Genomic DNA, 23,757 nt, shown 5'->3' with positions numbered 1-23,757 from the left:
CCTGAGGTCGCCTGCAACACCGTGAGGTAGGGTCATGAATCGGTTTGTTTCTGTTCTAGCACTGAGTGGGATCGCTGTGCTCGCGGGCTGTGTTGCCCCGACGCCGAAGCCCAATGACCCTTACTACGCGCCGGTGTTGCCGCGTACGCCGTTGCCCGCTGCGGCGAACAACGGCTCGATCTATCAGGCCGGTTTCGAGCAGAACCTGTATGGCGACCGCAAGGCATTCCGGGTCGGTGACATCATCACCATCACCCTGAACGAGAAAACCCAGGCGAGCAAAAACGCCAACTCGCAAATAGACAAGAACAGCAAGGCCGGCATCGGTCTGACTTCCCTGTTCGGTAGCGGCTTGAGCACCAATAACCCGGTGGGCAGCAGCGATCTGAGCCTGGATGCCAGTTACAGCGGTGACCGTGCGACCAAGGGTGACAGCAAGGCCGGGCAGGGCAACAGCTTGACCGGCTCGATTACCGTGACCGTCGCCGACGTCTTGCCCAACGGCATCATTGCTGTACGCGGCGAGAAGTGGATGACCCTCAATACCGGCGATGAACTGGTGCGCATTGCCGGTCTGGTCCGGGCCGACGATATCGCCACCGACAACACTGTACCGTCGACCCGGATTGCCGATGCGCGCATTACTTACTCGGGTACCGGTTCGTTTGCCGATGCGAGTCAGCCAGGCTGGTTCGACCGTTTCTTCCTCAGCCCGCTGTTCCCTTTCTAGGTGACTATGTTCAATCTCAAGCACCTGGTCGCGGCCGTCATTTTGCTGTCTACAACCCTCGGCGCCCATGCCGAGCGGTTGAAGGACATCGCGAGTATTTCGGGCGTACGTTCCAACCAATTGATCGGCTACGGCCTGGTCGTCGGGCTTAACGGCACGGGCGACCAGACCACGCAAACCCCGTTCACTCTGCAGACCTTCAACAACATGCTGTCGCAGTTCGGCATCAAGGTACCGGCCGGCTCGGGCAATGTGCAGTTGAAGAACGTCGCGGCGGTATCGATCAGTGCGGATTTGCCGGCATTCGCCAAGCCGGGCCAGGTGATCGATATCACGGTGGCTTCCATCGGCAACTCCAAGAGCCTGCGTGGCGGCACCTTGCTGTTGACGCCGCTCAAGGGTATCGACGGCAACGTCTATGCGGTCGCTCAGGGCAATCTGGTGGTCGGTGGTTTCGACGCTGAAGGGCTTGATGGTTCGAAGATCACCGTCAACGTTCCGTCGGCCGGCCGGATCCCCGGTGGTGCCTCGGTCGAACGAGCGGTGCCGAGTGGTTTCAATCAGGGCAACAGCCTGACCCTCAACCTCAATCGTTCGGACTTCACCACCGCCAAGCGCATCGTCGACAAGATCAACGACATGCTCGGCCCTGGCGTCGCTCAAGCCATCGATGGCGGTTCGATTCGGGTGACTGCGCCGCTGGATCCGAGCCAGCGCGTCGACTATTTGTCGATCCTCGAAAACCTCGAAGTCGATCCGGGTCAGGCGGTCGCCAAGGTCATTATCAACTCGCGCACCGGGACCATCGTGATCGGGCAGAACGTCAAGGTTTCACCGGCCGCCGTGACCCACGGCAGCCTGACGGTGACCATCACCGAAGACCCGATCGTCAGCCAGCCGGGGCCTTTGTCCAATGGTCAAACGGCGGTTGTGCCGCGCTCGCGGGTCAATGCCCAGCAAGAAGCCAAGCCGATGTTCAAGTTCGGCCCGGGCACCACGCTGGACGAGATCGTCCGTGCCGTGAATCAGGTCGGCGCAGCGCCGGGTGACTTGATGGCGATCCTCGAAGCCTTGAAACAGGCCGGCGCCTTGCAAGCCGACCTGATCGTGATTTGAGGTAGCGGCCGTGGATATTCGCAAGAGCGGTCTGGTCACCCGTGGGGATTCGGGGGCTTACTCCGACCTCAGCCGGCTTAACCAGCTCAAGGTCGGCGACAAGGACAGCGACGGGAACATGCGCAAGGTCGCGCAGGAGTTCGAGTCGCTGTTCCTCAACGAAATGCTCAAGTCCATGCGCTCGGCCACCGACGCGCTGGGTGAGGACAATCCGCTCAACACGCCGGCGGCCAAGCAATACCAGGAAATGTACGACCAGCAACTGGCGGTTTCCATGTCCCGCGAGGGCGGTGGTATTGGTCTGGCTGACGTGTTGCTGCGCCAGATGTCGAAAACCAAATCGACCACTGCCGCCGCTGCCGCCGCATTGCCCGGCGCGACTGAAGTGCTCAAGGCGCCGACGCCTACGGCCATCGCCGCCGGTACCGGCGCGCAGGGCGGAGCGCTGACCCGGCTCAATGGCCAGCGTCCGCTCTGGGCGTCGCGCGCGGTTGATCCGCAAAAGGCTGCTGACGGTACTGTGCATAACGATATGGCGTTGCTCAACCAGCGTCGACTGTCGTTGCCGAGCAAACTGACCGATCGTTTGCTGGCCGGGATCGTGCCGTCGTCCGCGACGGCGTCCGTGGCCACCCACAAAACCGCGTTGCCGGACCGCACCACTGCGGCCCTTGATGCCGTGATCAAAGGTGATGGGCAGGCTGCGCAAAGCTATTCCGCGCCTCGCGGGCGGATGCAGATTTACGCTCGTGCCGTGGCCCAGCCGCCATTGGCGCCGGCCAGGCAGGCGTTCAGTTCCGCAGACCAATTCGTCGCCACCATGCTGCCAATGGCGCAGCAGGCGGCTGAGCGGATTGGCGTCGATCCACGGTATCTGGTGGCCCAGGCCGCGCTGGAAACCGGTTGGGGTAAATCGGTCATGCGTCAGCAGGACGGTAGCAGCAGCCACAACCTGTTCGGCATCAAGGCCAGCAGCAGCTGGAAGGGTGCTCAGGCCCGAGCGATCACCAGCGAATTCAGAAATGGCGAGAGGGTCAAGGAGACCGCAGAGTTCCGTTCCTACGACTCTTATCAGGACAGCTTCCACGACCTGGTGACCTTGTTGCAAAGCAACAATCGCTATCAAGAAGTGCTGAAGTCGGCCGATAACCCGGAACAGTTTGTACGCGAGTTGCAAAAAGCCGGGTATGCAACCGACCCGGACTACGCCAGCAAGATTTCGCAGATAGCCAAGCAGATGAAAAGTTACCAGAACTACGCTGCGGCAGGCGCTTCCACCACGCCTTTGTAGGCATAAGCTATAAGGTCTGAATCATGAGTTTGCTCAATATCGGGATGTCGGGGCTCAATGCGAGTCAATCGTCGTTGGCCACTGTTGGTAATAACATTGCCAACGCCAACACCGCGGGTTACTCACGTCAGCAAACCGTCCAGAGCAGCAAGGCTTCTCAACAGTACGGTAGCGTGTTTATCGGCAGCGGCACGTCCCTGGCTGATGTGCGCCGGGTATATAACGCCTACCTCGATAAACAGTTGCAGACCACCACCTCGCTCAATAGCGATGCCAAGGCGTATCTCGACCAGATCGGTTCGGTCGATAAGCTTCTGTCCGATAAGTCCACTGGCATTAGTGCCGTGCTGAGCAGCTTTTTTTCTTCGTTGCAGACGTCTGCCGCGGCACCGGACAATATGTCCTCCAGGCAGTTGTTACTGACCAGCGCGCAGACGCTGAGTAACCGGTTTAACGCCATTTCGTCGCAATTGAACCAGCAGAACCAAGGCATCAACGCCCAGATGGGTACGTTGGTCGGGCAGGTTAATCAGCTGGCATCATCGATTGCTTCGCTTAACCAGCAGATTACCCAGTCGGCGACGTCGGGGAGCGGTCCGGCGAACCTGCTTGATGCTCGTAACGAGGCGGTTCGCTCGCTGAATGAGCTGGTGGGTGTGACCGTTAGCGAGCGCGACGGCAACTATGATATTGCGCTTGGCTCGGGGCAGTTGCTGGTCCTTGGCACTACCACTAGCACGCTGTCGGTGGTTCCCGGTCCGATTGACAAGAGCCAGTACAACATTCAAATCAATTACCCCCAGTCTAGCGCTGATGTGACCTCGGTGATTACCGGGGGGCAAATCGGTGGCCTGCTGCGTTATCGCGACGATGTGCTGGCACCGGCAATGAATGATCTTGGGCGCACGGCGCTGGTGGTTGCAGGTGCGGTCAACAGTCAGTTTGGGCAAGGTCTGGACGCCAATGGTGAATTCGGAACATCGCTGTTCTCCAACATCAACAGCGCTGAGTCCATCAGCCAGCGCAGTCTCGCGGCGTCAAGCAACAGTGCTGGCTCCGGCAATCTGAATGTCACCATCACCGATACCAGTGCGCTGTCTACCTACGATTATAAAGTGACCTTCGGCAGTGCCACGCAGTACAGCGTCAGTCGCTCCGACGGTACATCCATGGGCTCGTTCGATGTGTCGACCAGTCCGCCGCCGGTAATCGATGGGTTCACTCTGTCACTGAATGGCGCTGGTGCCCTCAGCGCCGGCGACAGCTTCAAGGTGATACCAACCCGCGCGGGCGCGACCACCATTGGTACACAGTTGACCGATGCCACCAAACTGGCATTCGCCGGGCCGTTGTCCACTACTGGCAACACCGGCAATGATGGCACCGGTACGATTACCCAGCCGTCGCTGTCGTCTGCGCTGGATATTTACGGCGGCGCGGACCTGGCTGAGCTGCAAGGTGCCATCGAACACTCAATGCCGGTCAAACTGGCCTTTGACGCGGCCAGTGGCGGCACACAGGTCTACAACGTGTATGACGCCAAAGGCACGAAGATTGGCTCGGGCAGCATTATTCCTGGCCAGATCAACAATCTGACAATCAGTGTGCCGATGCGCGATGCCGCCGGGAACCCGATTCTCGATGCCGCCAACAACCCCAAGACCTTTAGTTTCGATACCACCATTGGCGGCTCGCCAGCGAAAGACGACAGCTACACCATTTCGTTTAACGCTGAAGGCAAATCGGATAACCGCAACGCCAACGCGCTTCTCGGTTTGCAGACCAAGGCAACGGTGGGTGTGACTGGGGGCAATGCGGGTGTCAGTCTGACCACAGCGTACAGCCGGCTGGTGGAGCAGGTGGGTGCCCAAGCCAGCCAGGCCAGTGTAGACAATACGGCAACCGGCGCGATTCTGGCTCAGGCCAAGGCCAGTCGAAATTCGGTTTCCCAGGTCAACCTTGATGATGAGGCCGCTGACCTGGTCAAGTTTCAGCAGTACTACACCGCGTCGACGCAGATCATCAAGGCCGCGCAAGAAACCTTCAGTACGCTGATCAACAGTCTTTAAGGGAGTCGTCGACGATGCGAATTTCTACAGCTCAGTATTTCGAGTCCAGCGCGGCTAAATACCAGGACAACTTTTCCAGTATCGTCAAGACTCAGGAGCAAGTGACTTCCGGCGTGCGCATCCAGACCGCCGCGGATGATCCGGTGGGTGCTGCCAGGTTGCTGCTGTTGCAGCAGCAAAAAGACATGCTCGGCCAGTTCAGCGGCAATATGAGCAGCCTCAAGAACTCTCTGACCAATGAAGAGAGTGTGCTAGGCAGCGTCGATACTGCGCTGCAGCGCGCCCGAGAGCTGGCGCTTCAGGCGGGGAACGGTGGCATCAGTGATGCCGATCGCAAATCCATCGCTAGCGAGATAGGCGAGATCGAGGAGCAAGTCCTGAGTTTGCTCAACAGCAAAGACTCTTCCGGCCAGTACCTGTTCTCCGGTTCAAAGACTTCGACTCCACCTTACGTGCGCAACAATGACGGTACTTATACCTACCAGGGGGATGAGACCCCGTTGAGCCTGCAAGTCTCGGATACCTTGTCGATTGCCAGCAATGACACCGGTAAAACTATTCTGGAGGGGGCAACCAACTCGGGCCGCACTCAGGCAACGTGGCAGCCGCCTACGGTCGGTGATGTCAATGATAACAAGGTCGCGATTTCTGCGGGCTTGCTGACGTCGAACTCGGCCTATAACAAAAACTTCGCCTCAGGCGAGCCTTACTCGGTGAAGTTCACCAGCAGCACCCAATACACCGTGACCGATACCGGCGGCAACGATGTGACCGCCGAAATTCCCGGCAATGGGGTCTTCGATTCGAAGAAGGAGGGCGCCTCGAGCATCAGTCTGCGTGGAGTGACGTTCGATATCAGTCTGAACCTCAAGGACACCGATACCGACCCGGATGCAGTGGTCAAGGATCACGTCTTTACCTTGGAGACCAAGCCCGATAGCTTCAATGCTTCGCGCACCGCGAGCAATACTTCCACTGCACAGGTGACCGGTGCCAGTGTGACGGATCAGGCGGATTACACCAGCACCTTCCCGAGCAGTGGTGCGGTCATCAAGTTCACCAGTGCGACAGACTATGAGGTTTACGCGCAGCCCTTGAGTGCGAACAGCAAGGCGATCGCTTCGGGGACCATGAGCGGTACCTCGATTACGGCGGCAGGCGTCACTTTTGATGTTTCGGGCACACCGGACGCGGGTGACCAATTTGCGGTGGGCGCCAGCAGTCATAAAAACCAAAGCGCTCTGGAGACCTTGAGTCAGTTACGCCAAGCGCTGGAAACACCATCCGATGGCGATGTGTTGGCCGGGCTCAAGCTCAAGGACTCGGTGAATGCGGCGATCAGCAACCTGGCCAATGCCAGCGAGCAGGTCGATATCGTCCGAGGGTCGATCGGTGCACGGTTGAATTCCATTGATATCCAGAGCACCGAGAACATCAGCATGGGCCTGGCCAACGCCAGTACCCAGGCGTCCATCGCTGATACCGATATCGCGACGGCGTCCATCGACCTGGCGTTCCAGCAATCGTTGTTGCAGGCCTCGCAACTGTCCTTTGTAAAAATTGCCCAACTGAGCCTGTTCAACAAGCTTTGATTCTCGCCTGAATGCCGGCCCGCCACTGAACTCAGTGTTGGGCCGGTTATGCTTGATCCTCTCTCTCTTCTCCTGCCATCATCCCCTTTATTTTGCATGCGTTTTGCGTGGGTAAACGCTTGGCCGATTATTTCTGCAGCATTGGCTGTTTTGTTCAAAGCACGCAAAATAGAGTGACCTGTGAGTCATAAAGGGCATCTTCACTGTATCGTGTGAAAAGAGTGGGACGGGGGCTCGGTCTTCGCTGGGTTGATTTTCATGGTTTTGGCTCCCGTGTTCGGCGCATTTTTGTGCGCTAACCCCTTTGTTATCAGTGCCTCTCGATCGTGCGAGCGGTGATCTCCAGTTATTTTGTTTTGGGAAGCCACAATGATTGGCATAAAAAGCATCGCCAGTTACGTGCCGGTGAGCGGGCTTGATAACTACGCTCAGGGCGCGAAATTCGCCAAGGATGAAGAGTTTATTTTGGGCAAGATTGGCTCGGCATTCCTGCCGCGCAAGGATGCCGCCCAGGAAACCTCCGATCTGTGCGTCGAGGCGGCCAATGCGTTGTTCGCGAACAACCCGCAGCTCGACCGTCAATCCATCGATGTGCTGATCGTTGTGACCCAGAACGGCGACGAGGAGGGCTTGCCCCATACGTCGGCGATCGTCCAGGACAAGCTCGGCCTGTCGACCAGTGTCGCGGCCTTCGACATCTCCCTGGGCTGCTCTGGCTATGTGTACGGCCTCTATGCAATCAAGGGCTTTATGGAGGCCACAGGGCTGAAAAATGGCCTGCTGGTGACCGCTGACCCTTATTCGAAAATCGTCGACCCGGAAGATCGCAATACCACCATGTTGTTTGGCGACGCCGCCACGGCCACCTGGATGGGCGAAGACGCCTCCTGGCAGCTGGGCAAGGCCAAATTCGGTACCGACGGCTCCGGCGCCCCGCACCTGAAGGTCAGCGACGGTGTGTTCTTCATGAACGGGCGGCAGGTGTTCAACTTCGCCTTGCTCAAGGTGCCGGCGCATTTGCATGAATTGCTCGATGAGTCAGGCCTCAAGTCCGAAGACGTCGATGCCTTCTGCATTCACCAGGGCAGTGCGGCCATCGTCGATGCCGTGGCGCGGCGTTTCGAAGGCGAGCCGGAGAAGTTCATCAAGGACATGGTCGAGACGGGTAACACAGTGTCTTCGAGCATTCCGTTACTGTTGGAAAAACACATGTTCAATTCAAGCTGGAAGCGTGTTGCTATCAGTGGTTTTGGTGTGGGCCTGTCCTGGGGCTCGGCAATTATCCACCGCCCTTGATGCGCTAGCTTCGCCACAACAAAAAAACGCTCATGGCCGAAAGGTCATGGGCGTTTTTTGTTGCCGTCAATTCCCAAGGCGCACAATTTCTGTAGGCGCGAGGCTTGCCCGCGATGGCGGTCTCAAGAGTGTAGTTGCCGGCAAGTCTCGCTCCTGCGAGTCCGGCTCATGCCGTCTAAAGCCTTGAAACGCAAGGGGGTGGCACGGTGCTAGTAAAAATTTGAAAAAAAAACTCAAGCAACTTCCTTTCACGACGATAACCATTACGAAGGTTCTCTAGGCCACACCCGGCGGTTGCCAGGGCCGGAAGCCGCAGCACCCAACCAACGAGGAATTCGTCATGTCTTTATCTGTTAATACCAACATCACCTCCCTGGGCGTTCAGAAAAACCTGAACAAGGCTTCCGATGCCCTGAGCACCTCGATGAGCCGCCTGTCTTCCGGCCTGAAAATCAACAGCGCTAAAGACGACGCTGCCGGCCTGCAGATCGCCAACCGTCTGACCAGCCAGATCAATGGCCTGAACGTTGCCGTGAAAAACGCCAACGACGGTATCTCCATCGCCCAGACGGCTGAAGGCGCGATGCAAGAATCCACCAACATCCTACAGCGTATGCGTGAACTGGCCCTGCAATCGGCCAACGGTTCGAACAGCGATGACGACCGTACTTCCTTGAACCAGGAATTCACCGCACTGTCGGGTGAACTGAACCGTATCTCCAACACCACCACCTTCGGTGGCAAGAACCTGCTCGACGGTTCGTTCCAGAACACCAGCTTCCAGGTAGGCGCCAGCGCCAACGAAACCATTTCGTTCGGTATGGGTAACCTGAGCGCATCTGGTCTGAAAGGCAATTACAGCAGCGCCTCCGTCGAAAGCGGTAACTTGACTGCCATGAGCGCTTCGGTAACTGGCGCCACTGTCTCGAAGGCTCAGACCGTCGTTACTGGTGTGGCCCCAGCCATCGCATTTGCAGCGACAGGGAATGAGCAACTTAGCATCAACGGTGTTGATATCGCATTCACTGCCGGCGATGATGCTGATGATGTCGTAACTTCTATCACCGCAGCCTTGGGTGTCGGCAGTACTACAACAGTAACCAATACTGCTGGGGTTCTTGAATTTACTAACACCCGTGGCGGTGTTTCTATTGCGGGTACTGGCGCTGCCGCACTTGGTTTGACCACAGGTTCAACCGAAACTAAGTCGACCGGTACTTCGACCCTCGGTGTAGGCGCAATTAAAGTCAACAACCAGGATGTAACTTGGGCTGATGGCGACACAGTGCAGAGTGTTCTGAACAAGATCACGGCCCTCACCGACGTCGGTACCGCATCCATCAAAGACGGTCGCATCTCTATTACTTCCGAGAATGGCAAAGATTTGGTGTTGGCTGATGGAGCAACAAGCGGCTCGTTAGCTTCGTTGGGCCTCAATAGCGGCACTACTGCCGTTAAGATGAATGCTGACACTTCGCTGAAAATTGGTACAACCGAAGTCAAAATCACGAAGGGTAGCGACATCGACGCAGTTGTGTCGGCTATCAACAGTGCCAGTGCTGGTGTGACTGCATCCAAAACCGAAGATGGCGAGCTGACTCTCGCCGGTATCAAAGACATTGTAATTAGCGCCGGTAACACAGGTTCTTTGACCGATCTTGGTCTCACCGCTGGCACCACTAACGCGTTGGAAACACAAACCACGATTGGCGACCTGAACATCTTGGATGCAGCTGGTTCTCAGCAATCCGTACAGGCGCTTGATGCGGCTATTCAGCAAATCGACAGCCAGCGCGCTGCGCTGGGTGCTGTTCAAAACCGTTTCGACAGCACCGTCGCTAACCTGCAAAGTATCTCTGAAAACTCCACCGCTGCCCGTGGTCGCGTTCAGGATGCTGACTTCGCTTCCGAGACTGCAGAACTGACCAAGCAGCAAACCCTGCAACAGGCTTCCACCGCGATCCTGTCCCAGGCGAACCAACTGCCATCCGCTGTACTGAAACTGCTTCAGTAATCCCCGCGTCTGGTCAGTGAAAAAGAAGGGCGCGTCTAACGCGCCCTTTTATTCATTCCGTTGATTTTTCATTTGAGGTGATGGCAATGGACATGAGCGTCAAGTTCAATCAGTCCCAACCTGTCAGTGCGTTGCAGGGGACAACCAGCCCACAATCGTCGCCGCAATCGGCCGATGTGAGTGTGTTACCACCGATGGAACAGCCCAAGCGGGCAGAATTGGAACAAGCGGTGACCGATATTCGAGACTTTGTGCAGTCCAGCAAGCGCAATCTGGATTTCTCGATTGATGACTCGACCGGTAGAGTCGTGGTCAAGGTGATCGCTACGGAGAGTGGTGAAGTCATCCGCCAGCTACCCTCGGAAGCGGCTTTGAAGTTGGCCGCAAGCTTAAGTGATGCCAGCAGCCTTCTATTTGACGAAAAAGCTTAATCTGGCACGTGTTTTGATGTGGCTGTTATTGGTGAATTGTTCGTCAAGAACATGGCGACCGTCCGGTAAGGGGAAAAGGAATGGCAAGTTCAACGGTAAGTGGCGTTGGATCAGGGATCGATACCCAGAGCATCGTCAAAGCTTTGGTTGATGCCGAAAAAGCGCCGAAGCAGGCTCAGATCGATAAGCAGACCGCTTCGACCAGCACAACGCTGTCTGGTATATCGATGATCAAAAGTGCGCTCGACACTTACCGGGCAGCGATTGCCAAACTCAATACGGCCACTGCTTTCGGTAGTATCTCTGGTGCTTCGTCTGATGAGAAAATCGCCAAGACAACGGTCAACGATACGGCTACCAATGGTACTTACGCTCTAGAGGTCACCAAGCTTGCCACGGCTTCAAAGGTCTCGACTGCCGTGTTTGCGGGTGGTGCTTCGAGTGTCGTCAATAGCGGTACAGAGTCGACCACGCTGACTATTTCTCAATCAGGCTCTGATTATAATGTCAGCATCGAGCCAGGTGCGACTCTGCAAGAGACCCGTGACGCAATCAACACTCAGCTCAAATCGAAGAATATCAGTGCCAACATTCTGACCGATGCCAACGGCTCTCGATTGGTTGTGAGTTCAAATACCACCGGCAAGGGAACTGAGCTGATCCTCACGGGTGCTCCTGAGTTGACCAAGGACTATGTGGTCACCACCGTCCCGCAGAATGCCGAATACACGCTTGATAACGTGAAGATGGAGTCAGCGTCCAACTCAATCAGTTCGGTGGTCAGTGGGGTCAATCTGGAGCTGATTGCAGAGGGCAAGTCCACAGTCACGGTATCGACCAGTACCGCGCAATTGAAGACTTCCGCGCAAGCCTTCGTGACAGCTTATAACGCACTGATGACGGCCATAAATACGCAGACCAAAGTCACGTCGTCCGCGACCGCTACTGGCGGCTCCACCACGACAGGTGGAGCGCTCACCGGTGATGCCACGATGCGCAGTCTGGTGTCTTCAGTGCGTAATGAGTTGGTTGGCGGGGAGGCAGACACCGGAGCAAGCGGGCTGAGCATGCTCTCCCAGCTGGGTATCAACACCGATAAGAGCACAGGTTTGCTTGCAATCGACGATGCCAAGTGGGACAAGGGCGTGAAGGCCTTTGGTTCCGAGGTTGCCGAACTGTTCACCGGCAAGGACGGCATCATCAATCGTATGACCAGCGCAACCGATGGTTACGCGAAATCGGGCGGAATCCTGGCTCAACGCCAGACGAGCCTGACAGATAGCCTGGATTCACTTAAGGTTGATCAAGAGGAGTTGACTCGACGCGTGGCGACGTTGCAAACCACGTTGACAGCCAAGTACACGGCCATGGACACCCTGGTGGCGCAGTTGAATGCGACGTCCAAGAGCATCATGACCACGCTCAATGCGTTGAATAAAGTAAGCGACGACTGACGATCATCAGGCTGAAAAACCCGGACACCTCTCATCAGGCGTTCCGGGTTTTTTCGTTTTGTGTAGTGGGCTGCGGCTAAAGTTTTGCCCATTCAGGTCGATAGCCAGTCATAGCAGCTAACTGACAGCTTATTGTTTTTTCCGAGGAAACCAACATGAACCCCATGAGAGCCCTTCGCCAGTATCAAAGCGTTAACTCGCACGCTCAGACCTCCGAGGCCAGTCCTCACCGCTTGGTACAAATGCTGATGCAGGGTGGTCTGGATCGTATTGCGCAGGCAAAAGGAGCGCTGGAGCGTAACGATACGGCTACCAAGGGGCTTTGTATTGGCAAGGCTGTTGCAATTGTCGGTGGTCTGCGTGAGGGCTTGGACAATGACAAGTCACCTACATCATTGTCGGACCTGGACAGTCTTTACGAGTACATGATGCGTCGACTGACGGAGGCGAATGTCAAAAGTGATCCGCTCATTCTCGATGAGGTTTCCGGCTTACTCAATAACATCAAGGAAGGTTGGGATGCCATCGCTCCCTAATGCTTTTCGCTTTAATTTCCGAGGTAAATGCCATGAGTCAAGCACTGCAGCGGATTGAAGAAACGCGTGAAGCCCTGGTCGACGCTTTGGCGGCGCGAAACTGGGATGCGATCGGCGAACTGGATGTGGCCTGTCGTGAATGCGTCGACGAGGTGCTCAGTGAAGCGCCAATCGACGAAGAAGCTTTGCGCAGCAATCTGGAAGGGTTGTTGGCGGTGTACAAAGAGTTGCTGGCCGTGACGACAGGCGAACGTCAATCGATAGTTGACGAGATGTCGCAGATCCACCATGCACAGAACGCGGCAAAGGTTTACCATCTGTTCGGTTAACCCCATAGTTAATCCGAACGTGGTGCGCCATAAATTTGACTGTGCACGTTTTTTTGACTTAACTAGTGGCTGATTACAAGATTTCAGGCGTCTACCCGGCAGAAAATGCCCGCGAGCGTCTAGCTGCCCCGCATTTCGGGCATTGAGTTGACTAGGGAAGTTGCTATTGCATGTGGCGTGAAACCAAAATTCTGCTGATTGATGACGATAGCGTCCGCCGCCGCGACCTGGCGGTGATTTTAAATTTTCTTGGCGAAGAAAATTTACCCTGCGGCAGCCATGATTGGCAGCAGGCTGTCGGCTCTTTGTCATCCAGTCGTGAAGTAATCTGTGTCCTTATCGGGACCGTAAATGCTCCTGGCGCTCTCTTGGGCCTGTTAAAGACACTCTCAACCTGGGATGAGTTCCTTCCGGTTTTGTTAATGGGCGATATTTCTTCCGTTGACCTGCCTGAAGACCAGCGTCGCCGAGTGCTTTCCACCCTGGAAATGCCGCCCAGCTACAGCAAGTTGCTGGATTCGCTGCACCGTGCCCAGGTCTATCGCGAGATGTACGATCAGGCCCGCGAGCGCGGTCGTCATCGCGAACCCAATCTCTTTCGCAGCCTTGTCGGCACCAGTCGGGCGATTCAGCATGTCCGTCAGATGATGCAGCAAGTGGCTGACACCGACGCCAGCGTGCTGATTCTTGGCGAGTCCGGAACCGGCAAGGAAGTGGTCGCGCGCAACCTGCACTACCACTCCAAGCGCCGTGACGGGCCTTTCGTGCCGGTCAATTGCGGGGCGATCCCGGCCGAATTGCTGGAAAGCGAATTGTTCGGCCATGAAAAGGGCGCGTTCACCGGGGCGATCACCAGTCGCGCCGGGCGCTTCGAACTGGCCAACGGCGGTACGCTGTTCCTCGACGAAATCGGTGACATGCCGTTGCCGATGCAGGTCAAACTGCTGCGTGTGTTGCAGGAGCGTACCTTCGAGCGCGTGGGCAGCAACAAGACCCAAAGCGTCGATGTGCGGATCATTGCGGCGACTCACAAGAACCTCGAAAGCATGATCGAGGTCGGCAGTTTCCGCGAAGACCTGTATTACCGCCTGAACGTGTTCCCGATCGAAATGGCGCCGCTGCGTGAGCGTGTCGAAGACATTCCGTTGCTGATGAACGAGTTGATCTCGCGCATGGAGCATGAGAAGCGCGGTTCGATCCGCTTCAACTCGGCGGCGATCATGTCGCTGTGCCGTCACGGCTGGCCGGGCAACGTTCGCGAGCTGGCCAACCTGGTGGAGCGCATGGCGATCATGCACCCGTACGGGGTGATCGGCGTGGTCGAGCTGCCGAAGAAATTCCGTTATGTGGACGATGAAGACGAGCAACTGGTCGACAGCCTGCGCAGCGCTCTGGAAGAGCGGGTGGCCATCAATGGGCATACCCCGGACTTTGCGGCCACCGCGATGCTGCCGCCGGAAGGGCTGGACTTGAAGGACTACCTCGGTGGTCTGGAGCAAGGCTTGATTCAGCAAGCGCTGGATGATGCCAATGGCATTGTCGCCCGGGCTGCCGAGCGCCTGCGCATTCGTCGCACCACCCTGGTGGAGAAGATGCGCAAGTACGGCATGAGTCGCCGTGACGGTGATGAACAGGCGGATGATTGACGCCGGTTTTTTAACCCCTTGATAAGTGGACGGTTTTTTTTAGGCACGGGTATTGCTATAGCTCTCGCAACGTTCCGTTTAACTGACGGTCAGCCAAGCGAGAGAGCACGATGCCCCAAGCCGCCCAGATGTCTCCTGTCCCTGATGTTCAGGGGCAATCGTCGTCCGTAGAGCGGGCGAGCCGGCTTGGGCTTGAGCAGGCTTTTGCACTGTTCAACCAGATGTCGAGCCAGCTGACCGACTCCTACAGCATGCTGGAAGCGCGAGTCGCCGAGCTCAAGGGTGAGCTGGCGGTGGTCAGTGCCCAGCGCATGGAAGAGCTGGCCGAAAAAGAACGCCTGGCCAACCGACTGCAAAACCTCCTCGATCTGTTGCCCGGTGGCGTCATCGTCATCGATGCGCAAGGCATGGTCCGCGAAGCCAATCCCACGGCCTGTGAATTACTTGGTCTGCCGCTGGTGGGTGAGCTCTGGCGTCAGGTCATCGCGCGCTGCTTTGCGCCCCGTGAAGACGACGGTCATGAAATTTCCCTGAAAGATGGTCGGCGGTTGTCGATCGCCACCCGTTCGCTGGATGCCGAACCTGGGCAGTTGGTGCTGCTCAACGATCTGACTGAAACCCGTCATCTGCAAGATCAGCTGGCCCGCCATGAGCGCTTGTCGTCCCTGGGGCGGATGGTCGCGTCCTTGGCTCATCAGATTCGTACGCCGCTATCGGCCGCTTTGCTCTATGCCAGTCATTTGACTGAGCAGGCGTTACCGGTTGCCACCCAGCAACGCTTTGCCGGACGCTTGAAAGAGCGTTTGCACGAGTTGGAGCATCAGGTGCGCGACATGCTGGTGTTTGCCCGTGGCGAACTGCCGCTGACGGATCGCCTTACCCCCAATGCCTTGATGCAATCGCTGCAAGCTGCGGCGCTGACCCATATCCAGGATTTGCCGGTGCGCTGGCAGTGCGACAGTCATGTCGGCGAGTTGCTGTGCAACCGCGACACCCTGGTGGGTGCCGTGCTCAATTTGATTGAAAACGCCATTCAGGCAAGTATAGGCAATGTCCGTTTGAAGGTGCATCTCTATACCCGTGAAAGCATCCGTGGAAACACCTTGCGCCTGTGCATCAGTGACAGCGGCAGTGGCATCGATGCGGCCGTGCTGGCCAGATTGGGCGAACCGTTTTTTACCACCAAAACCACGGGAACCGGCCTTGGCCTGACCGTGGTCAAGGCGGTGGCGCGCGCTCATCAGGGAGAATTGCTGCTGCGCTCGCGGCCGGGCCGCGGTACGTGCGCGCTGGTGGTTTTGCCGCTGTTTTCTGGTGAACAGCCTCGCGTTCAAGGAGTGGAATGAAGGTCATGGCGGTCAAGGCGTTGTTGAAGGTATTGCTGGTCGAAGACGATCGCGCCCTGCGTGAGGCGTTGGCGGATACGCTGCTGTTGGCCGGGCATGACTACCAGGCCGTCGGCTCGGCAGAGGAGGCGCTGGAGGCGGTCGCGGCCCAGACGTTCAATCTGGTGCTCAGCGACGTCAATATGCCGGGTATGGATGGGCATCAGCTACTCGGCGTGTTACGTGCGCGTCAGCCACAATTGCCGGTGCTGTTGATGACCGCTCACGGTGCGGTCGAGCGGGCAGTAGACGCCATGCGCCAGGGCGCGGCCGATTATCTGGTCAAGCCGTTCGAGCCCAGGGCGTTGCTCGATCTGGTGGCGCGCCATGCCTTGGGCTGTCTGGGGGCGGCGCAGGATGAGGGGCCGGTGGCGTTCGAGCCGGCCAGTGCGCAGTTGCTTGAATTGGCGGCGCGAGTGGCGCGAAGTGATTCCACGGTGTTGATCTCTGGCGAGTCCGGTACGGGCAAGGAAGTGCTGGCGCGTTACATTCATCAGCATTCCAGTCGTGCCGGTCAGCCGTTCATTGCCATCAACTGTGCGGCGATTCCCGACAACATGCTCGAGGCCACCTTGTTCGGTCACGAGAAGGGCTCGTTCACCGGTGCCATTGCGGCCCAGGCCGGCAAATTCGAACAGGCCGATGGCGGCACCATTTTGCTCGACGAAATTTCCGAAATGCCCCTGGGGCTGCAAGCCAAGCTGTTGCGTGTCTTGCAGGAGCGCGAAGTCGAGCGCGTCGGTGCGCGTAAGCCGATCACCCTGGATATCCGCGTGGTGGCGACCACCAACCGTGATCTGGCCGGTGAAGTGGCGGCGGGGCGCTTTCGTGAAGATCTCTACTATCGGTTGTCGGTGTTTCCGCTGGCCTGGCGTCCGCTGCGCGAGCGTACCGCCGATATCCTGCCGCTGGCCGAGCGTCTGTTGGCCAAGCACGTCAATAAAATGAAGCACGCCGCCGCGCGACTGTCGGCTGAGGCTCAGGCCTGCCTGATCGGCTATCCGTGGCCGGGTAACGTGCGTGAACTGGACAACGCGATCCAGCGTGCGCTGATTTTGCAGCAGGGCGGATTGATCCAGCCTCAGGACTTTTGTCTGGCGGGGCCTGTGGCCTGTGCTCCGCTTCCGGCTTTGGCTGCTCCCGGCCAGCCACAGATACGCACCGTTGCGGTGGAAATGGAGCCGGGTGAATCGGCGGGCGCGCTGGGCGATGATCTGCGTCGTCGCGAGTTCCAGATGATCATCGACACGCTGCGTTCCGAGCGTGGTCGACGCAAAGAGGCGGCCGAGCGCCTGGGCATCAGTCCGCGGACATTGCGCTACAAGCTGGCACAGATGCGTGATGCCGGAATGGACGTCGAGGCTTATTTGTTCGCGACCTGATTCGTCAGTAAACAAAAGTCCAGGATTGGCTTTTGTTCAGGGCGGGTGGGGAGCTGGCACCCTTGTTGCTAACACCTCACTATCCGCTGCGAGAGCGTCAAAAAATTGCGGGTCGTCAAAGAGAGTAGACCATGAGCCAAGGTATTGAATTTAATCGATTGATGTTGGACATGCGTTCCATGCAGATGGATGCCATGGCTCAATCCAAATCGGCTGTCGCAGTGCCGGAAATGGGTGGCAGCAGTTTCTCCGACATGCTCGGCCAGGCCGTCAACAAGGTCAACGATACTCAACAGGCGTCGGGCCAGTTAGCCAGTGCCTTCGAAATCGGTAAAAGCGGTGTCGACCTGACGGACGTGATGATTTCCTCGCAGAAGGCCAGCGTCTCTTTTCAGGCGTTGACCCAGGTGCGTAACAAGCTGGTTCAGGCGTATCAAGACATCATGCAGATGCCAGTTTAAGGAAGACTTGAGTCATGGCAGATGCAATCGCCGATAACCTTCCGGCCAAGGCCACCCCAGCAGACGGTAAACCGCCGCTGTTCGGTTTGTCCTTTCTGGAAAACCTCTCCGAGATGACCATGTTGCGTCAGGTCGGCCTCATGGTCGGTCTGGCAGCGAGTGTGGCGATTGGTTTTGCCGTGGTGTTGTGGTCCCAACAGCCCGATTACCGTCCGCTGTACGGTAGCCTTGCCGGTATGGACACCAAGCAGGTCATGGATACCCTGGCCGCTGCCGACATCGCTTACAACGTTGAGCCGAACTCCGGTGCCTTGCTGGTCAAGGCCGATGATCTGTCGCGGGCTCGACTCAAACTGGCGGCTGCCGGTGTCACGCCCACCGACGGCAACATCGGTTTTGAAATCCTCGACAAGGACCAGGGCCTGGGTACCAGCCAGTTCATGGAAGCGACCCGTTATCGTCGTGGCCTTGAAGGCGAACTGGCGCGGACCATCTCCAGCCTGAATAACGTCAAGGGTGCTCGCGTGCACCTGGCGATTCCGAAAAGTTCGGTGTTCGTGCGCGACGAGCGCAAGCCCAGTGCTTCGGTGCTGGTTGAGCTGTATTCCGGTCGCTCTCTGGAGCCGGGTCAGGTCGTGGCCATCATCAATCTGGTGGCAACCAGCGTTCCTGAGCTGAGCAAGTCGCAGATCACCGTGGTCGACCAGAAGGGCAACCTGCTCTCCGACCAGGCGGAAAATTCCGAACTGACCATGGCCGGCAAGCAATTCGATTACAGCCGCCGCATGGAAAGCATGCTGACTCAGCGTGTACACAACATTCTGCAACCGGTGCTGGGCAACGACCGCTATAAAGCCGAAGTGTCGGCTGACGTGGACTTCAGTGCCGTCGAGTCGACTTCCGAACAGTTCAATCCGGATCAACCTGCGCTGCGCAGCGAACAGTCGGTCAACGAACAACGCACCGCCAGCAACGGTCCGCAAGGCGTGCCGGGTGCCCTGAGCAACCAGCCGCCATCGCCGGCCTCGGCGCCGCAAACCACCGGTGGCGCCACTGCGTCGGCCGGTATGGTGCAACCGGGTCAGCCGTTGCTCGATGCCAACGGTCAGCAAATCATGGACCCGGCCACCGGCCAGCCAATGCTGGCACCGTACCCGGCGGACAAGCGTCAACAATCCACCAAGAACTTCGAACTGGATCGCTCCATCAGCCACACCAAACAGCAGCAGGGGCGATTGAATCGCCTGTCGGTTGCAGTGGTGGTCGATGATCAGGTCAAGCTCAACGCGGCCAATGGCGAAACCACTCGTGCGCCATGGAGCGCCGACGAATTGGCGCGCTTCACTCGCCTGGTTCAGGACGCCGTCGGTTTCGACGCCAGCCGTGGTGACAGCGTCAGCGTGATCAACGTGCCGTTCTCTGCCGAGCGCGGTGAAGTGATTGCCGAAATTCCGTTTTACTCGCAGCCCTGGTTCTGGGACATCGTGAAACAGCTGCTTGGGGTGTTGTTCATCCTGGTGCTGGTGTTCGGCGTGCTGCGGCCGGTACTCAACAACATCACCGGCAAAGGCAAGCCGCTGGACGGCATTGGCAGCGACGTCGAGCTGGGCGGCATGGGCGGCATGGGTATGGATGGCGAGCTGGCCAACGACCGCGTCAGCCTCGGTGGCCCGACCAGTATCCTGCTGCCGAGCCCGAGCGAAGGCTATGACGCACAGTTGAACGCAATCAAGAGTCTGGTGGCAGAAGATCCGGGTCGCGTGGCTCAGGTCGTGAAAGAGTGGATTAACGCAGATGAGTGATAACCGAGCCGCTACCGAGAAACTCACCCGGGTCGACAAAGCTGCGATTTTGCTGCTGTCCCTGGGCTCAACCGACGCCGCGCAGGTGCTGCGGCACATGGGACCCAAAGAGGTTCAGCGGGTCGGCGTGGCCATGGCGCAAATGCGCAATGTGCACCGCGAGCAAGTCGAGCAGGTGATGAGCGAGTTCGTCGAAATCGTCGGTGACCAGACCAGCCTCGGCGTTGGTTCCGATGACTATGTGCGCAAGATGCTTACCCAGGCCCTGGGCGAAGACAAGGCCAACGGCCTGATCGACCGGATCCTGCTGGGTGGCAACACCAGCGGTCTGGACAGCCTGAAGTGGATGGAGCCGCGAGCGGTGGCGGACGTGATCCGTTACGAGCACCCGCAGATCCAGGCCATCGTTGTCGCTTATCTGGACCCGGACCAGGCCGGTGAAGTGCTCGGGAACTTCGATCACAAGGTCCGGCTCGATATCGTTCTGCGAGTGTCCTCGCTCAATACGGTCCAGCCTGCGGCCCTGAAAGAACTCAACCAGATTCTCGAGAAGCAGTTCTCCGGCAACTCCAACGCGGCTCGCACCACCTTGGGCGGGATCAAACGTGCTGCCGACATCATGAACTTCCTCGACAGCTCGATCGAAGGTCAGCTGATGGACTCGATTCGCGAAGTCGACGAAGACCTGTCCGGTCAGATCGAAGACCTCATGTTCGTCTTCAACAACCTGGCCGACGTCGACGACCGGGGTATCCAGGCGCTGCTGCGCGAGGTCTCCTCGGACGTGCTGGTACTGGCCCTCAAAGGCTCGGACGAAGGCGTCAAAGAGAAGATCTTCAAGAACATGTCCAAACGGGCGGCCGAACTGCTGCGCGACGACCTCGAGGCCAAAGGCCCGGTGCGCGTCAGCGACGTGGAAACCGCGCAGAAAGAAATCCTCACCATTGCCCGCCGTATGGCCGAAGCCGGAGAAATCGTTCTCGGCGGGAAGGGCGGCGAAGAGATGATTTGAGGTCGTGCCCATGGTAAATGACGAGCGCGCCTGCGGCCCTTCGGGTTGGGGCCTGTGGTCGCGCCATGCTGCGTTGCGGGACTTGGCAAGGAAACGCACATTCCCTGCGTCCCGCGCCTTGCCTGGCACGACCACAGACCCCAACTCGCTTCGCCATTTACCATGAGCACGACCTCCGCCATGTCTTCGAAGAGTGATGAGTCCCCCTCTGACCTGATCCGTGCGCGAGATGTCGGTGGTTTCGACATCTGGTCGCTGCCCAGTTTCGACCCGCATCAGCCGGAACCTGAGCCCGAGCCGGTAGAGGAAGAAGAACCGCCGGAGATGGAAGAAGTGCCGCTGGAAGAAGTCCAGCCACTGACCCTTGAAGAGCTCGAAAGCATCCGTCAGGAGGCTTATAACGAAGGCTTCGCTACCGGTGAGAAAGAAGGCTTTCACAGCTCCACGCTCAAGGTTCGTCAGGAAGCCGAGGTGGCCTTGAGTGCCAAGCTGGCCAGCCTTGAACGGCTGATGGGCAACCTGTTCGAGCCGATTGCCGATCAGGATTCGCAGATCGAGAAGTCTATGGTCGGGCTGGTCGAGCACATCACTCGTCAAGTGATTCAGCGCGAACTGGCGATTGATTCGAGGCAAATCGAACAGGTCATGCGTGAAGCCTTGAAGCTGCTGCCGCTGGACGCCGAAAATGTCCGTCTGTTTATCAATCCGCAGGATTTCGATCAGGTCAAAGCCCTGCGCGAACGTCATGAAGAGAAATGGCGGATTGTTGAAGACGCCGCGTTGCTGCCCGGTGGTTTGCGGGTTGAAACCGCCCACAGTCGTATCGATGCAACCGTCGAAACGCGCATTACCCAGGTCATGGCCAAACTCTTCGACCAGTTGCACGAACAGGCGCTGCACCCGGCCGAGCCTGATCTGAGCGTCGAGCTTGCGGCTGTCGAGCTTACTGTTGCCGAGCTTCCTGTTGCAGAGGCATCTCACCTCGAGCTGGACACCGCGGATGCGCCTTGAGCGAACCAGCTTCGGCAAGCGCCTGAGCAGCTATGCCGAAGCCATCGAGCTCGCGGGCCAGCCGATCCTTGAAGGGCGTTTGCTGCGCATGGTCGGTTTGACCCTTGAAGCTGAAGGCTTGCGCGCGGCCATGGGCAGTCGCTGCGTGGTGATCAACGATGACAGCTATCACCCGGTGCAGGTCGAGGCGGAAGTCATGGGCTTCTCCGGCAACAAGGTCTTTCTGATGCCGGTGGGCAGTGTGGCCGGCATCGCGCCGGGCGCGCGGGTCGTGCCCTTGGCCGATACCGGTCGCTTGCCGATGGGCATGAGCATGCTCGGCCGGGTGCTCGACGGCGCCGGGCGCGCGCTCGATGGCAAGGGCGGGATGAAAGCCGAAGACTGGGTGCCGTTGGACGGTCCGACCATCAACCCGCTCAAGCGAAATCCCATCAGCCAACCGCTGGACGTCGGCATTCGCAGCATCAACGGATTATTAACCGTTGGCCGCGGTCAGCGTCTCGGGCTGTTCGCCGGTACCGGCGTCGGCAAGAGTGTGCTGCTGGGCATGATGACCCGCTTTACCGAGGCCGACATCATTGTGGTCGGGCTGATCGGCGAGCGGGGTCGTGAAGTTAAGGAATTCATCGAGCATATCCTCGGTGAAGAAGGCCTCAAGCGCTCGGTGGTGGTCGCGTCCCCTGCGGATGACGCGCCGCTGATGCGCTTGCGTGCCGCCATGTATTGCACACGCATCGCCGAATACTTTCGCGACAAGGGCAAGAATGTCCTGTTGCTGATGGATTCCCTGACCCGTTTTGCCCAGGCCCAGCGGGAAATCGCCCTGGCCATCGGTGAGCCGCCGGCGACCAAGGGTTATCCGCCTTCGGTGTTCGCCAAATTGCCGAAACTGGTGGAGCGTGCGGGTAACGCAGAGGCAGGCGGTGGTTCGATCACCGCGTTCTATACCGTGCTCTCGGAAGGCGATGACCAGCAAGACCCGATCGCCGATGCGGCACGGGGCGTGCTTGACGGGCATATCGTGTTGTCGCGGCGTTTGGCCGAGGAAGGTCACTACCCGGCCATCGATATCGAGGCGTCCATCAGCCGGGTCATGCCGTCGGTGGTCAGTGCCGAACACATGAAACGCGCGCAGCATTTCAAACAACTCTGGTCGCGCTACCAGCAAAGTCGCGATTTGATCAGTGTCGGTGCCTATGTGCCTGGCGGCGACCGGGAAACCGATACGGCCATCGCCCTGCAGCCGTCGATGGTCACCTACCTGCGCCAGGGCTTGAACGACAACATCAGCATGGGCGAGAGCGAGGCGCATCTCGCCTCGGTGTTTGCCCCTGCGGCTGGCGGTTAAGCCGCCATGGCCCAGAGCCGTGCGGCGCGCCTGGCGCCGGTGGTCAACATGGCTGAAAGCGCCGAGCGTACCGCTGCCCAGCGTCTGGGGCACTTTCAGGGCCAGGTCCGCCTGGCGGAAAGCAAACTCGGCGATCTGGAGCGCTTTCGTGGCGAATACCAGCAGCAATGGATCGACCGGGGCAGTCACGGCGTGTCCGGGCAATGGTTGATGAATTACCAGCACTTCCTCAATCAACTGGAAACGGCTGTCGGCCAGCAGCGGCAAAGCCTGGCCTGGCACCAGAACAACCTCAATAAATCGCGGGAAACCTGGCAGCAGGCGTATGCGCGGGTCGAGGGTTTGCGCAAGCTGGTCCAGCGTTATATCGATGAGGCGCGTCAGCTCGACGACAAGCGCGAACAGAAGCTGCTGGATGAGTTGTCGCAGCGCTTGCCGCGCCAGGACCCGTATTGATTCGATATTTCCGGTTTTGCCTGTTGCCCAAGGGCTTGAGGGGTGCTAAACCTTGTACACGTTGCCAATGACAAGGAAGCACTATCATGTCGGTCATCACTGAAGTTTCACCGGACGGGCAAAAGCTGACAATCTCGATCAAGGGGCGTTTTGATTTCGGCAGTCATGAGGATTTTCGCAAATCCTATGAGCGCCTCAACCAGAAACCCAATGCTATTGTGGTGGACTTGAAAGAAGCCACCTACCTCGACAGCTCGGCGCTGGGCATGCTGCTGTTGCTACGTGATCATGCTGGCGGAGAAAACTCCGACGTGCGGGTGATCAACGGCAGTTCGGATGTGAAGAAGATCCTCGCCATCTCCAACTTCGACAAACTCTTCGACATCAGTTGATCGC

21 protein-coding genes are annotated in these 23,757 nt (G+C 58.1%); all 21 read left to right on the top strand.

The window, feature by feature from the left end:
• The first annotated feature begins 34 nt into the window (after nt 1–34).
• The 21 genes from flgH to AC3I0A_RS19200 all read left to right on the top strand — a co-directional run bounded on the left by flgH (nt 35) and on the right by AC3I0A_RS19200 (nt 23,753).
• Nucleotides 35–730, top strand: a complete 696-nt coding sequence (gene flgH / locus AC3I0A_RS19300; RefSeq protein ID WP_489373874.1) for a flagellar basal body L-ring protein FlgH — start codon at nt 35–37, stop codon at nt 728–730.
• 6 nt (nt 731–736) lie between these two features.
• Nucleotides 737–1,846 (top strand): flagellar basal body P-ring protein FlgI, encoded by a 1,110-nt coding sequence (locus AC3I0A_RS19295; protein WP_489373873.1) that lies wholly within the window; start codon nt 737–739, stop codon nt 1,844–1,846.
• A gap of 10 nt (nt 1,847–1,856) precedes the next feature.
• Nucleotides 1,857–3,137: a flagellar assembly peptidoglycan hydrolase FlgJ gene (gene flgJ, locus AC3I0A_RS19290; protein WP_489373871.1), complete on the top strand. Its 1,281-nt coding sequence runs from the start codon at nt 1,857–1,859 to the stop codon at nt 3,135–3,137.
• A gap of 23 nt (nt 3,138–3,160) precedes the next feature.
• On the top strand, nt 3,161–5,206 hold the full coding sequence (flgK, locus tag AC3I0A_RS19285) for a flagellar hook-associated protein FlgK (RefSeq protein ID WP_489373869.1): 2,046 nt from the start codon (nt 3,161–3,163) through the stop codon (nt 5,204–5,206).
• A 14-nt stretch (nt 5,207–5,220) separates the two neighbouring features.
• Complete coding sequence (locus tag AC3I0A_RS19280) at nt 5,221–6,798, top strand: flagellar hook-associated protein 3 (RefSeq protein WP_489373867.1); 1,578 nt, start codon at nt 5,221–5,223, stop codon at nt 6,796–6,798.
• Nucleotides 6,799–7,167: 369 nt separating this feature from the next.
• On the top strand, nt 7,168–8,094 hold the full coding sequence (locus tag AC3I0A_RS19275; protein WP_489373865.1) for a ketoacyl-ACP synthase III: 927 nt from the start codon (nt 7,168–7,170) through the stop codon (nt 8,092–8,094).
• A 340-nt stretch (nt 8,095–8,434) separates the two neighbouring features.
• Nucleotides 8,435–10,108, top strand: a complete 1,674-nt coding sequence (locus AC3I0A_RS19270) for a flagellin N-terminal helical domain-containing protein (protein ID WP_489373863.1) — start codon at nt 8,435–8,437, stop codon at nt 10,106–10,108.
• A gap of 86 nt (nt 10,109–10,194) precedes the next feature.
• Nucleotides 10,195–10,539 carry a flagellar protein FlaG gene (locus AC3I0A_RS19265; RefSeq protein WP_489373861.1) on the top strand — a complete coding sequence of 115 codons (345 nt, stop codon included), beginning with the start codon at nt 10,195–10,197 and terminating at the stop codon, nt 10,537–10,539.
• An 80-nt stretch (nt 10,540–10,619) separates the two neighbouring features.
• Nucleotides 10,620–11,993: a flagellar filament capping protein FliD gene (fliD, locus tag AC3I0A_RS19260; protein WP_489373859.1), complete on the top strand. Its 1,374-nt coding sequence runs from the start codon at nt 10,620–10,622 to the stop codon at nt 11,991–11,993.
• Between the two features lie 155 nt (nt 11,994–12,148).
• Complete coding sequence (gene fliS / locus AC3I0A_RS19255) at nt 12,149–12,529, top strand: flagellar export chaperone FliS (RefSeq protein ID WP_489373857.1); 381 nt, start codon at nt 12,149–12,151, stop codon at nt 12,527–12,529.
• Nucleotides 12,530–12,561: 32 nt separating this feature from the next.
• Complete coding sequence (fliT, locus tag AC3I0A_RS19250) at nt 12,562–12,858, top strand: flagellar protein FliT (protein WP_489373856.1); 297 nt, start codon at nt 12,562–12,564, stop codon at nt 12,856–12,858.
• Nucleotides 12,859–13,028: 170 nt separating this feature from the next.
• Entirely contained in the window at nt 13,029–14,504 is a 1,476-nt protein-coding gene (locus tag AC3I0A_RS19245) for a sigma-54 dependent transcriptional regulator (RefSeq protein WP_489373854.1), read from the top strand.
• Between the two features lie 128 nt (nt 14,505–14,632).
• Nucleotides 14,633–15,850, top strand: a complete 1,218-nt coding sequence (locus AC3I0A_RS19240) for a sensor histidine kinase (RefSeq protein WP_489378552.1) — start codon at nt 14,633–14,635, stop codon at nt 15,848–15,850.
• Between the two features lie 5 nt (nt 15,851–15,855).
• On the top strand, nt 15,856–17,271 hold the full coding sequence (locus AC3I0A_RS19235) for a sigma-54-dependent transcriptional regulator (RefSeq protein ID WP_489378551.1): 1,416 nt from the start codon (nt 15,856–15,858) through the stop codon (nt 17,269–17,271).
• Nucleotides 17,272–17,402: 131 nt separating this feature from the next.
• Nucleotides 17,403–17,732, top strand: a complete 330-nt coding sequence (gene fliE, locus AC3I0A_RS19230) for a flagellar hook-basal body complex protein FliE (protein WP_489373852.1) — start codon at nt 17,403–17,405, stop codon at nt 17,730–17,732.
• A gap of 14 nt (nt 17,733–17,746) precedes the next feature.
• A complete protein-coding gene (fliF, locus tag AC3I0A_RS19225; protein ID WP_489373851.1) occupies nt 17,747–19,534 on the top strand; it encodes a flagellar basal-body MS-ring/collar protein FliF in 1,788 nt (595 codons plus the stop codon).
• Nucleotides 19,527–20,546 carry a flagellar motor switch protein FliG gene (gene fliG / locus AC3I0A_RS19220; RefSeq protein WP_489373850.1) on the top strand — a complete coding sequence of 340 codons (1,020 nt, stop codon included), beginning with the start codon at nt 19,527–19,529 and terminating at the stop codon, nt 20,544–20,546. The genes fliF and fliG overlap by 8 nt, the downstream gene beginning before the upstream one ends.
• 180 nt (nt 20,547–20,726) lie before the next feature.
• Nucleotides 20,727–21,557, top strand: coding sequence for a flagellar assembly protein FliH (fliH, locus tag AC3I0A_RS19215; protein ID WP_489373849.1), 831 nt, complete (start codon nt 20,727–20,729; stop codon nt 21,555–21,557).
• Nucleotides 21,547–22,905, top strand: a complete 1,359-nt coding sequence (fliI, locus tag AC3I0A_RS19210; RefSeq protein WP_489373847.1) for a flagellar protein export ATPase FliI — start codon at nt 21,547–21,549, stop codon at nt 22,903–22,905. The genes fliH and fliI overlap by 11 nt, the downstream gene beginning before the upstream one ends.
• A gap of 6 nt (nt 22,906–22,911) precedes the next feature.
• Complete coding sequence (gene fliJ, locus AC3I0A_RS19205; RefSeq protein WP_489373845.1) at nt 22,912–23,361, top strand: flagellar export protein FliJ; 450 nt, start codon at nt 22,912–22,914, stop codon at nt 23,359–23,361.
• 86 nt (nt 23,362–23,447) lie between these two features.
• Entirely contained in the window at nt 23,448–23,753 is a 306-nt protein-coding gene (locus AC3I0A_RS19200) for an STAS domain-containing protein (RefSeq protein ID WP_489373843.1), read from the top strand.
• Nucleotides 23,754–23,757 lie beyond the last annotated feature (4 nt).

The organism is Pseudomonas sp. KH_024_B2, from assembly GCF_057839965.1.
This window is presented reverse-complemented; position numbering and strand designations above follow the sequence as displayed.